Origin of the sequence: Bacteroides sp. MSK.18.37 (assembly GCF_019129155.2) — a bacterium.
GTDB classification, from domain to species: Bacteria; Bacteroidota; Bacteroidia; order Bacteroidales; family Bacteroidaceae; genus Bacteroides; species Bacteroides ovatus.
This window is the reverse complement of sequence record NZ_JAHOIB020000001.1, coordinates 5,315,642-5,328,251: the sequence shown is the minus strand read 5'-3', so window position 1 is coordinate 5,328,251 and position 12,610 is coordinate 5,315,642. Positions and strand designations below refer to the sequence as shown.

The 12,610-nt window shown below is 33.9% G+C and carries 14 protein-coding genes; 2 read left to right on the top strand and 12 right to left on the bottom strand.

Translation table 11 applies throughout. The features are described 5' to 3' along the window. Positions 1 to 15 precede the first annotated feature (15 nt). The gene (locus KSX81_RS20560) at positions 16 to 114 is read left to right on the top strand and encodes a smalltalk protein (protein WP_004303901.1); all 99 of its coding nucleotides are present in this window, start codon (positions 16 to 18) and stop codon (positions 112 to 114) included. A gap of 16 nt (positions 115 to 130) precedes the next feature. Beyond that, positions 131 to 574 (top strand): N-acetylmuramoyl-L-alanine amidase, encoded by a 444-nt coding sequence (locus KSX81_RS20555; RefSeq protein ID WP_004321221.1) that lies wholly within the window; start codon positions 131 to 133, stop codon positions 572 to 574. A 62-nt stretch (positions 575 to 636) separates the two neighbouring features. Here the strand turns inward: KSX81_RS20555 and KSX81_RS20550 are convergent, their stop codons facing one another. The 12 genes from KSX81_RS20550 to KSX81_RS20495 all read right to left on the bottom strand — a co-directional run bounded on the left by KSX81_RS20550 (position 637) and on the right by KSX81_RS20495 (position 12,603). Then, on the bottom strand, positions 637 to 870 hold the full coding sequence (locus KSX81_RS20550) for a DUF4248 domain-containing protein (protein WP_004296628.1): 234 nt from the start codon (positions 868 to 870) through the stop codon (positions 637 to 639). 342 nt (positions 871 to 1,212) lie between these two features. After that, positions 1,213 to 2,343: a glycosyltransferase family 4 protein gene (locus KSX81_RS20545; protein WP_118418234.1), complete on the bottom strand. Its 1,131-nt coding sequence runs from the start codon at positions 2,341 to 2,343 to the stop codon at positions 1,213 to 1,215. 8 nt (positions 2,344 to 2,351) lie between these two features. Next, positions 2,352 to 3,308, bottom strand: coding sequence for a glycosyltransferase family 2 protein (locus KSX81_RS20540; RefSeq protein ID WP_118418233.1), 957 nt, complete (start codon positions 3,306 to 3,308; stop codon positions 2,352 to 2,354). 1 nt (position 3,309) lies between these two features. After that, positions 3,310 to 4,134, bottom strand: coding sequence for an alpha-1,2-fucosyltransferase (locus KSX81_RS20535; protein WP_118418232.1), 825 nt, complete (start codon positions 4,132 to 4,134; stop codon positions 3,310 to 3,312). A 15-nt stretch (positions 4,135 to 4,149) separates the two neighbouring features. Next, entirely contained in the window at positions 4,150 to 5,061 is a 912-nt protein-coding gene (locus tag KSX81_RS20530) for a glycosyltransferase family 10 domain-containing protein (protein WP_195530095.1), read from the bottom strand. Between the two features lie 43 nt (positions 5,062 to 5,104). Beyond that, positions 5,105 to 5,737, bottom strand: a complete 633-nt coding sequence (locus KSX81_RS20525; RefSeq protein ID WP_217725973.1) for an acyltransferase — start codon at positions 5,735 to 5,737, stop codon at positions 5,105 to 5,107. Continuing rightward, positions 5,734 to 6,573 (bottom strand): glycosyltransferase family 2 protein, encoded by an 840-nt coding sequence (locus tag KSX81_RS20520; protein ID WP_118418230.1) that lies wholly within the window; start codon positions 6,571 to 6,573, stop codon positions 5,734 to 5,736. Before KSX81_RS20520 ends, KSX81_RS20525 begins: the two co-directional genes overlap by 4 nt. 19 nt (positions 6,574 to 6,592) lie before the next feature. Continuing rightward, positions 6,593 to 7,795, bottom strand: a complete 1,203-nt coding sequence (locus KSX81_RS20515; RefSeq protein WP_118418229.1) for an O-antigen ligase family protein — start codon at positions 7,793 to 7,795, stop codon at positions 6,593 to 6,595. A gap of 18 nt (positions 7,796 to 7,813) precedes the next feature. Next, the gene (locus KSX81_RS20510) at positions 7,814 to 8,668 is read right to left on the bottom strand and encodes a hypothetical protein (protein WP_217725971.1); all 855 of its coding nucleotides are present in this window, start codon (positions 8,666 to 8,668) and stop codon (positions 7,814 to 7,816) included. Positions 8,669 to 8,680: 12 nt separating this feature from the next. Further along, positions 8,681 to 9,976: a lipopolysaccharide biosynthesis protein gene (locus tag KSX81_RS20505; protein WP_118418227.1), complete on the bottom strand. Its 1,296-nt coding sequence runs from the start codon at positions 9,974 to 9,976 to the stop codon at positions 8,681 to 8,683. 61 nt (positions 9,977 to 10,037) lie between these two features. Further along, positions 10,038 to 11,444 (bottom strand): undecaprenyl-phosphate glucose phosphotransferase, encoded by a 1,407-nt coding sequence (locus KSX81_RS20500; protein ID WP_118418226.1) that lies wholly within the window; start codon positions 11,442 to 11,444, stop codon positions 10,038 to 10,040. A 22-nt stretch (positions 11,445 to 11,466) separates the two neighbouring features. Further along, entirely contained in the window at positions 11,467 to 12,603 is a 1,137-nt protein-coding gene (locus tag KSX81_RS20495) for a chain-length determining protein (protein ID WP_118418225.1), read from the bottom strand. Positions 12,604 to 12,610 lie beyond the last annotated feature (7 nt).

The window sequence follows — 12,610 nt, the reverse complement described above, 5'->3', positions numbered from 1 at the left end:
TTAATTCAAATTTATATGAAAAAGCAACTTTGGAAAAACATTCTCCAGTTTATCGTAACTATCGCGACTTCGATCATTTCGGCTATCGGTGTAACGTCCTGCGTGGGACATTAATCTCCTGCTGACCGATATGGAAAATTCAGAAGAAAACTATCTCCCACGTGAGATTAAGTTGTTGGTGATTCATTGCAGCGCGACGCGCTGCAATGGTTCCTTCACCGTAAAGCAGCTTCGACAATGTCACCTGCAACGAGGTTTCAAGGATATAGGGTATCATTTTTACATCACCCGTAATGGAGAACTTCACCATTGTCGCCCGGTATCGGAGCCCGGTGCGCATGTGCGAGGTTTCAACCGGCATAGTATTGGAATTTGCTATGAAGGTGGGTTGGATGAAGAAGGTCGTCCGGCGGATACGAGAACACAGGCGCAGCGCTTCGCGCTACTTGACTTGTTGACGATTCTCAAACATCAATATCCGGATGCGCAAATCCTGGGACATTATCAACTTAGTGCTTCGATTCATAAGGCTTGTCCCTGTTTTGACAGTCGAAAAGAGTATATGAATATATAAAAAGAACTACGGGAGCTCGCGAAAGTGCAGTCTCCCGTAGTTCTTTTTTATGTTTATATCATTTACAGTTCCCCCGGCTTTCCCAAGTAATAGGTAATAAGCCGCACTTCTCTCACAGAAAATGCCTTTGTCTTCGGATGAAAGTCAGTAGATAGTATTTCATTCATCAACGGCTTGCATCTCCTCATCCACCTCCGAAGTTTATTGACCGAAGCACGAATCGTCAGATCAGGAAAATACATCTGGGCTAACTCTTGTTTATTATAACATTTCACTACAAAGTCTGAATGTTCCATCGTTTCTTTATTACTGTTTTCTATGCTATAAAGTTACAAATATTTCAACATATAAACAAAGAAAACTGATATTATTATCCAGTATAATGAGAGTAAAAAAATATCAACGATCTTCACAGACAGTTGATATAGTGGGAAATTCACATCGGCTTTAACCTCCGATGTCAGGGCGTAGATCAGAAATGTACCGTCGTACGATTTCCAATCCACAATGTAGGAGAATCATACTGTTTACAGCATGAAGCTAGGGACCTACATTTTTTTCATCTCACATACGAAACACTCACGTGTTTATTACATCTCAACATTTTATTTTATACCATTTCTTATTTTTTTTAATCATCAATATCTCGCACTCATAAGTAAACGTTCATGTTCTTTTACAGTACAGCGTATATCATATAAATTTCGCACAGTTGAACGTCCATTAGATACTAGTGTCTGCCTATATTGATTATCTGTATATAACTTAAATGAGGCTTCAACAATTCCTTCGATATCTCCGACATCGATCATTATGCCATTTTTTCCTTGCTGCATTAAATCAGGAACTGCTCCCACTCTAGTTGTAATTATAGGTTTTTCTGCCAACATATATTCTGTTAACACCAATCCAAACCCTTCCCAACGAGTTAATAACATCGCTTGATCGAAGAGTTGGATATATTCTATCGGGTTAGAAACCCACCCAGTTATAAGAAAGTCATCTTTTAGTCTCATCTCTGAAAGTAAATTTTCAACAGATGCCCTTTCTTCACCATCTCCAACAATAACAAAAAAAGCATTAGGAATTTTTTCTTTAATAAGTGCAGCTGCTTTTATAAATAAATCAGGGCCTTTACCATAAGATATTCTTCCTACCATACCTATTATATAAGCGTTTAATGGTATCTTCAATTTGCTCCTATTTAAGTCATATCTACCTCGTTCCTCATCATACAAGCATACGTCAACACCACTAGGTATAATATGAATCTTATCCGAACAACAAATTTTATATTTTATAGCACTCTCCTTTTCCCAAGCAGAAATAGCTATTATCATATTAGTTTTATAAGCTAACACCTTCTCAATCAATGCATACACCTTTTTTTTGATTACAGATATGTTATTCATATTGAATGCCCAACCATGAGGATTATATAAAACTATATTTTTAAATCCGATATCTGCCAATCTTCCTAAAGCACCAGCTTTACTACTGTGCATATATATGACATCTGGCATATACTTTTTTATAAATTTCCGTATAGCCCAAATTCCCTTTGCATCATTTATTATAGAAATTTGTCTCCCCATAGATAAGTATTCTACATGCTCGGCTAAATATTCCATCTTTTCTATTTTATAATCCAAAGAGCAAATCAATATATGTTCAAATCTATTCTTATCCGAATATTTCAAATACATAGAAAGATAACGAGCAACCCCACCAGGAGATTGCACGATATGCATTATTTTTATTTTATCCATATCCTCCCTTATCTCTTATCTATCAAATGAAACACACCTTTCACGCTCCCCAATCCCAAATAGGAAAGCAAACTAGCCACACGTGCTTTTTTCCTTGCCCTACTATTACATAAAACAGACCAACGTATTGCCTTTATTCTTTTGTAAAGCATATTACGATGTTCATAGCCATCTGGCATTTTAAGTAAAAGATGAAAAAAGAAGCTCATCATTCTACATTGATATGCTTGCATTACTTTACCAAGAATATCTAAATGACTTTCCATCAATTCACATACTTTTAATGCACTATCCATCTTCTTAGAACTAAAAGATGACCCTTCAATACTGTCTCTTCGTAATAAATAATTATATATCCTTCTATTACAGAATGCCACCTTATCAGATTGAAATATCAACAAATAAGTAGTAGCCAAGTCTTCATAAACTATGCCTTTTGGATAGCGAATTCCTGTAGCAAATAAAGAACTATGATAAAGTTTTGCCCATGATGCCGTATCATATTTCTCTTGATAAAACATCTCTTCTATAGCTTTTATATTTGTCTGGCAATCTTCTCTATAAACCCTATTAACCACTTTAGGTTTTGAACCTTCGACAAAAGTATTATACAAAGCAATTGAAACTTTACACTCATATTTCTCTATCAATGAATAGAGCGTCATTATATAGTCATCAGTAACATAATCATCACTATCAATAAAAGTAATGAATTCACCAGTTGCTACATCAATCGCCACATTACGAGCATCACTCAATCCTCCATTCTGTTTGTGTATAACCTTTATACGCTTATCTTGTTTTGCATATTCGTCACAGATTCTTCCACAGCCATCAGAACTACCATCATTGACAAGAATTATTTCAAGATTAGTATATGTTTGCGCTAAAATACTGTCTACACATTTAGCTAAGTACGCTTCCACATTATAGACAGGAACAATTATCGAAATTAAGGGTTTCATATTAGGAGCAATTAATTATTATCCAATTATCCATAATAATTTCAGGAGGATTGTCCACATTCGACCATTTAGGAGGACAGAAAACAGTTTGTACATTATTATTAAGCATGGCTGCCCAATAACTAAAAGTGCTATTAGCCAATATCATAGACCTGCAATTAGACATTAAGTACATATCAATAAAACTATCCTCACCTGTATTCCAATCGACAACAAGCATGTTTTCTAATTTATAAAGCTCTTTTACATAATCAGGATCATTAGAAAAAAATACAAATAATGGATTATCAATTGTCTGACAAACTGCCTGTATTGCCCTTTTGTAATACTCATCCGTACAAATATTACCAAATATTTCAGCTTCTTTTTGCCATAAGTAGTCCCCTCGTCTTATATGAATAGATACAGAATTCTCGGATTTCAGCCGTTTAATTAGTTCAATATTCTTTCCTGACAATTCTAAAGATTTAAATAACAATGAAAAGTTATTTCCAATAAATTTCCGATCCTGCATATATCCATCATGAAGCAACGCATCTTCATGCCGTCCACTATCATCATTAATAAACCATGGTAAAAGGCCTAACCTTCTAAAAATCTTATTAAGATAAAAAAGAATCCCTCCCAGCAAGTTCGTAAGAAAAGAGGTAGGAGGCATTTCCACTTCAAATCGTTTACTTAATTCAAATCCATTATGACGTTTTAATGCTGCCTTGGGATAATAGGCAAAAAAACTTTCATTTTTATATTTATTTTTGAGATAAGAATAATACGCATACTCAAAAATCTGATTTCCTAATCCTCCTTGAAATACAATGATCTTCATTCTTCTATTTTTACACTACAATAGTATTTCAAGATGTTTGTCACAAATAAAATCTTCTGTACAAAGATATTTTTTCACACGATTAAAATTATCGTCTATGGCATCTCTCCTTGAGCAATAATCTTTATCGCTACATTGTTTCAATGCTCGGTCGATAGCTTCAATAGACAAATCTTCAATTTGAATAATGCCATCCGAATTAAAAAAATCTTTTATTCTTGACGCACCTATATATATAGGAACGGTTCTTGAAGCAAAACAATTTAGAATTTTTTCTGTAAAATAGAATGGTTCAATCGTATTTTCTATTACAATTGAATACATATAATCTCTATAAATATCCTCACATGAAACGTACCGATTTACAACTTTCCCCATAACATCAACATTGTCATTTGGAATGAGATGTTTCGCAACTTGTTTTCGGTAAATATGCATTCGACACATTGATTTATTTGATGCGACCATTGATATCAATTTATTTTTATCCGCATATTCGACTGCTGCCCCTCCCCACAAATCAGTACCATACCAGACCCCTCCAGCGGGAATAAATTCCGAATTAGATAATTTATCCAGTAGCTCGGGAGAGTATGTAAATACCTTAACAAAATTATCATTCAGATAAGCTATGTTCTTTTTCGCCTTACTATAAATATGAGGTATAATAACTTGAGATTCTAATAGAACTGCATATTTTTTAGCTGACGCGTTTTTAATATTAAAAATGTTCGATGAAGTATAAAAGTGTGTATCCAGAGCATAATTATATCTATCCCACAATATATTCTTCGGATATCTCCCGGCAATAAGAGAATATGGAGAATGAGCAGTCTCATCACTAGACAGAAACATCATTTTCACCCGTTCACCTATTTGATTGAAAATCAAAGGAGAACTCTTATCTTCAATTTCTGTTTTCCTCATAAGTTTTATCAATTCAGTAGGAATTATTTGATTCAGTAATATTTTAATCTTTTTCATCATTACCAATATTAACATGTTTTATCACTTTGCAGGGATTTCCTCCAGCAATACAATCATTTGGAATATTTTTTACCACAACGCTTCCAGCGGCAATAATACTTCTATCACCTATAGTAACACCCTTATTAATAATTGTCCGTGCACCAATAAAAACATCATTCCCTATAATCACCGGAGCATGTTTTATGCAAGCATAATTTTGCAGATCAACCAGTTCTCTTTCATAACGTCGAGATAAGTAGTCCAAAGCGTGGCTATTACTATCGTTTATCATACAGCCGGCTCCCATTGTAACATAGGAACCTATCCTGACATAATTATGAACCCATATTGAAACATCACTCATAGCAACATTATCTTTTATTTCTAATATCGCTCCATCCTCAATCTCAATGTATGACCGCATATTGGCTCCAAGAGTATTTTCACCACTCGTTATACGCGTATGAGAGCCTATCGTAAATCCTGCATAATTCCGATGCAACTTAAATCGAATATTTCCCACTAATCTAACTCCTCTACCAATTGACAATTTTTTATCATGTTTATATGTCTTAACATTCAACCTGATAATATTTAAAACCGTCCATGAGAATCTGATCATTTTCTTTATCATTCTTCCACCCGATATTTATCTAAAAATCTCATTACATATCCTTGAATAACAAAGCTATAAGCATGCTTAATAAAAGGTAATGGATTTATCTTTTTCTCTTTCAATTCCTTACGAGGAGAAGGAATATTTATTAACTTTGAATATTTATTATGAAAAGTGTTCTCATCCTGAATACGCCATTGAGGCAACGATTTATGACGTAAAACTTTATGATTAAGATGCAAGGCAAAACATTCAGGTAAATCAACAGTTTTCCAACCTGCATTATTTAAACGCATTATTAAATCTCCATCTCCACAATAAAAATTATACGATTTCTCATCTATATAATCAACGTCTTCTAATGCCGCTTTAAGATAATAGCCATGATTAAGCGCTATATAGGATCCAAGCGTACCTACACGATAATAATTATAACGAGGATATTCTCTAAAATAAAAGGCACCGGCACCGACCTTTAAACCGGATTTTAAGAAACTTTCCATTGCGTCATAACCATTTTGTAAACAATCATCAGCAAGAATTAGATCATCACTAACCATTACAATATATTTCCCATGCGCATATCTAAATCCAATATTCATAAATTCCCCCCAAGAATGTTTTCTTTTTTTTATGCCATCAAAATCTATTATAGTGTAATTCGGTTGAATTATCGTAAGAATATCTCTTTGTTTTGCTAACCAATCACACGTACCGTCAGTTGATCCACCATCTATCACAATGATTTCCTTTGAACCATTGAATTTATTTTTCCTTATGCTTTCTATCGTAGCTCTTATTAGTTGTTTTCTATTTTTTGAACCTAAAACGACAGATATATCACATTGCTTCATTGTTTATATTATTAAGAGGTTAAGAGTCTGCATTTTTCTTTTTATAATCTAAAAATACCGCCCATACAATTGAATGTATAATCATGCCATTGAAACAATTAAGGAACAAGAACAAAAGACAAGCAGCAACATTATTAAAGTGTAATTCTTTGAGCTTTAAAGTTTTAAAAACTGTTATTAAATAGAAGAACATTATTGGAAGGCCCAAACTCGCACATTGTGCAAGAACTCCATTAGATGATGTTCTATTGTTTAGTTCTAAAGATCTCATATCGTAATCCTCTGAATCGATACCGTATCCTACTAATGGACGTTCAGAAATCATTTGCAACATAGCTAAGTTATCAAACAGACGAACATTCAGTGATCCGTCCGCATTTTGATTCCCATAATCTTCTTCAAGCTTGTCTTGAATAACATCACTCGAATATATATACATTACACCACTAGCGGCTATTAACAATAGAAGAAAAAAAGCAAATTTACTCTTTTTCAAAACATCATTCTGTAAAACAATTATGAGAACAATTATCATTAATCCCAAATATCCGGATGTAGATCGTGATAATATCATAGCCAATATGAGTACGAATACTTTTTTTAATGTTTTCTTATTAAATAAATTAGATATCATATCGGGAATATACAAAAATAGGGTCATTGATAATACGACTTGAAAGGCACTGGGTTCCCACCACAGACTACACATCCGATTGCTATCATAACCTAATTTTATAACATCAAATAAAAGCAAATAATGCGTTCCACCATGAACTCCCTCTACCGAACGAGGAGATATCAACCCTATATGATACAGTGCGTACAAAGCTATGCTAATAATACAAATGACATAGGTCAGATCCAACAACAAACTCTTAAATGCACTGTAACTCATTGACAAAGTCATAAAAAATGTCCCCCAAAGTACTAAACAATATACATAGGGTTGAGTGACAGCTTCTACATGATTAGTATTAATTACAAGAAAATTTATCCATATCCAAAATGTGTAAATAACAACAAATAAAAAACTTTTATTCTTTATAACTGAACTCAAACGAGTTTTACGCCTTACAAATAAATATGCCCCATAAAAGAATAATGAAAAGCATGATAATATAGAATGTTGATGATAAAAGCAAAATGTACCGGATGATAATAATATCAGTAATACAGCTATCATATCCTCTATATAAGAACGCTTTACTATTATTGCTTTCATATACGTCAATGACAACAATTAATAAGTTCTTCCTTTTACTTGAAAGGGACGCTGCATATCCATATTCTCAAATATAATAATATACCAGCGAATCACTAAAATCAAGGGTCTCAATAAGAAACGTTTTATCTTCTTTTTTAAAGATTGATCACTGTAACGAGCTCTTTTAGCATGGATAGGTTTATCTGATAATTTATCCCAATCATTATCCACTGCAACAAACTCATCCGTATTCTGAATAATAGGATTGCATTTCTTTGCTAATAAAGAAAAAACACTTTGATCATGACGATTTTCTATAAAGCCGTCATAATTGGGAATTTTAGATCTTTTATCAGTAACCAAGTCGTAATGATAAAGATTAATATCATACCATTGTTTTGTCAAAGTCAATGTTATATTATTCTTTTTAAGAAAGATACATCCGGATAGAAGTTGATTAGATTCCATTGCAGAATCTCCACTGTTCACATTTAAAAATTCAAATAAATCAGCTTTCGTATATTCCTTTTCTTTATATCTTTCTTGGAATGCCAAAATTCCCGAAATACTGTTATCCAACATCTTTATATATTCCAGAAACCTTGGTATTCCTTTATAATTAAAAACATTTCCCGCATCAGAATAAACTAGTATATCACCATCTTCCATTCTTTGAAGTTGATTATATATAATAAATCCTTTCCAACGCCAATATCCATAGCCACGCCGATGCTTAAACCAATGAATTTTCTTTCTTAATTCAGGCTTAAGGTCTTTTTCTGTAAGAAAAACTCTCTCATCAAAAGGAAAAACTTCCGTTTCTTTTCGCAATCTGATTAAAGAATCAGAATAGTCTGTATTAGCAAATGAAAGAAGTACAATCTTTCTCATATATTGATTAATTTATAGCCGTGAAAACCATGGCATGGGATAAACTTTATTACTATACCACCAAACTCCTAACATAATAACTAAAGACCCAATAACCAAGCTGTATTTTACACCATCGGCTCCAATTGTTTTCACCAATAAAAAAGTTAATAAAAGCTGAATACCACTGCCTAACAATGTTACTACACCTAATCCGAATGTTTTTTTCACAGTATATGGATATTGAATAACTAACCCGTAAAATGAATATATCGTAGACGACAATATTATCCATGGCACATATTGGAAAGAAGAAGCATATTGCTCGCTCAAAACATAATGAACCAAAAACCAGCATAGGAAAATTACGATAAGGCCCAACACAAAAAAAGCACCGCCTAATTTATATGACAATTTTACTAGGAACTTTTTTTCTTCATATTCATTTTCCGGTGTCATCTTAGATAACCTTTTTTGAAGTTCCGGCACATAAACATTATTAAAAGAGGTATTAAACAAAGCGTAAACTGCACCAAAGCTCAAAGCCATCGAATAAAGACCATTAACAGACAGTCCGCAATATGTTGTAAGAATAACTTTATCCATCCCTCCTTTTATCCAAAAAGATAAAGAATGCGGCAAAAGAGGTATTCCAAACTTCATTAAAGTCTTTTGAATGTTAAGGTCTACTTTAAATAACAGATACCCTCTCTTATATAATAGTGAAAGATGAATAAAAGACATAATAAACATTGCTACTACATGACTCAAAATCTTTCCAAATGCCTGTTGTTCATATCCTACTACTAAAATAATAAGTAATCCGACATATACAATAACCTGACCAATCTGCAATTTCGCAAAGTTAATAGGATTATCCTCCATCCTATATAAAATGAAGTTCACACTGTTTGCCAACATACAAATACTACTCAACACTGTAAGCAATTGTAATGATAATCCTATATGTAAATATCCATCTATTATATTAGTACAGAAAACAATAATTATCGCAAAAATCATGTTAAGTAATAAAACTTGAAAAAGTAGATTACTAACCAATATAGCGACCTCTTCTTTGGTCCTTTCATAATAGAAATAGGGTAATGAATTTACTACAACCTGACCAGCTAATAGTATTACTATGTTTTGAAGGACATCAAAATTTGCAGCAATACCTAATTCTGAAGGAATTATAAAATAGGATACAATAGGCAATACTATAAAAGAAATAGATTTAGTTATGCCATCAGTTATAGTATATATAGCCGTTCTCTTAAATATAGGATGCTGTAGATAACCTTTAATTCTATCTTTAAAAAGATACATAATTCATTATAAGATTAAACATCAAACACTGAAAAAGATATATTGACAAATATAATTCTTTTCAATACGCATTTTTCTCTCCAACTATCACATTCACCACAGTCTTGTAAATGATATATAAGTCTAGCAATATCGTCCAATGCTCCATATACCAAATATCAGCCTTTACACGTCCTTCCATTTGTGACAGTTCTTTCGTTTCACCGCGAAAACCATGCGTTTGTGCCCAACCGGTTACGCCAGGTTTAATAAAATGACGCACCATATACTTATCAATCAACTGGGCATAAGTCTCTGTATGAGCTAACATATGTGGACGAGGTCCTACTATTGACATATCCCCCTTAAATACATTAATAAGTTGTGGAAGTTCATCAATATTAGAACGCCGAAGAAAGTCTCCAAAACGAGTTTTTCGAGGATCATCAATCGTAGCCTGTTTGCTGTCGGCTTCATCATTCACTTTCATGGAACGGAACTTGTAACATACAAAATCCACACCGTTCAAACCTGTCCGCATTTGCTTAAAAAATACAGGACCGGGAGAAGTTAACTTTATGATACTTCCAACTATGAGATAAATAAAAGGAAATACAGTAACCAGAAAAAGACCGGAGAAAACAATGTCAAATATTCGTTTTAATATACGGTTTTCCATCTTACCCAAAGGTTCATAACGTAGATTCAAAATAGGCATATTACCAACCATGCTGTGCCAAATTCGTCGAGGAAAACCCTTGCAAACATTAGGAACACCATGAAAATAGAGCAAATGGTTCTCACAATAATTCATTATAGAAAAATTATAGCGTCCTTCCTCCATCGACAAGGAACAAAAAACATGCTTTATTCCTGTTTGTCCAGACATAAAATCAGCAAAACTTTCAGGACTACCCAAATATAGACATTGAGATGAAAAAGTCTCATTATGTTTAATATCAAAATAACCAACAACTTCATAAATAGATGCCAAAGAACTTTCCATTTCTTCATATAACATCTGCATATTATTGCCTCCACCAATAAAAACAGCATAACGCTTATGTTTGCCCTTGGCGCAATAAGCAATCAGCGAATGACGAATTATAATACGATAAATACTTAATACAACAAAAAGTGTAAAAAAATAGATAACAAAAAAAAGAGGAGAAATAATAGATATTCCACTAAATGCCATAATACATGCCCAAAATACTGAAAAAGTTACAATATTCTTCAGTACACGCAATACAAGTTGATCCGCACGAATTTCCCTACTACTCCAAACCTTTCCTCGAGATGCAGAACAGGCCAAATAACAAAGACTAAGAGAAGTCATCATCAAAGAAACAGTACAAGAAAAAGGAGAATGCATATATACATTTTCCCAATAAAATAGTAATAGAAACAAACAGATATTGAGGATGATCAAATCTCCCAAAACTGCAATAAATTCTACTACTTTATTTATCTGATTAGTTGATGCCATATCACTTCACCAATTAGATATATTAAGCCCGGAGTTCTTTAAATTTATTCAGAAAATCTCTTCCGAATAAATTCCAGGATATAACGACACAAACAGACAGGAAAACAAATACCAATACATATATTTTCCTACTCGTTCCCGAAGGTTCCAATGGCACTACCGCAGGCTCTACAATAGCAAAGACCGGCTTTTCTTCCTGGACTTTAGCTCTGGCAACCTGAAGCTGGCTTGCCACTTGACTATATACCTGATAAGCCAAACTCATATCATTCTGCAAGCGTTCCTGTTCGGCACGGACACTTTGCAATATGATATTGTCATGAGAGTCCAGATAATCAGCATATTTCTGCTGCGCGGAATAATATTCCTGCTGGCGCTCTTTGAAGAGTTTCTCCAGATAAATGCAATCTTCTTTCGACTTGGTAATACGATAGTCTATGATATATTCCTGCAGCTTTTTCACCACAGAATCAGCTACGACTGCGGCGGCCCTGGGATTCTGCATGGTTACAGCAACGGAAGTCATGGACGTTTTCTTATCTACAGCGGCAACAATCATTTCCTTTAGGATTTCGATTTTTTTTGACTCTTTTTTAGATAATTCGATTGTGCCTTGACTGATTCTGTTCAAAGCTCTTGATTCATTCTCTTCTTCAGCAAACAAAGACTTCACCCCACCAATTACCATGCCCGGAAATCCGATTACATAGTTCCACCAAGGAGAGGATTCTTCGTCTAGGTAAGTGTTCAAAGTCATAGCTTCATCTTTTATTCCCGCTATTTTCATTGTAGAAAGTTCCAACAAGAAAGGAGTAGAAGAAACAATGTCCGGGGACAAAGAGGTATTTAAAGCATCCGTTCCATCCCCCATAGAAACCTCACTCCCCAAAAAAGAAGCTGCCAGACCTGACAAACCACCACCTTTAACGCTCCCCATCTCCGGAGAAAGAGTCACTTCAACCGTGTATTGCCTTGGAATACTTATCGCGACAATAATGCCAATTACCAGTCCAACGCCGGCAGCTTTATAGATTGTCTTGCGAATACCTATAAGCTTACGAAGAATATCCATCAGATCTAATTCGATCTCTTCATCTGTATGAATGTCCTGTCTCTGTTTTATTTCCTTTTCAGATACTTGTTCCGTCAGAGTAGCCATAGAGGTA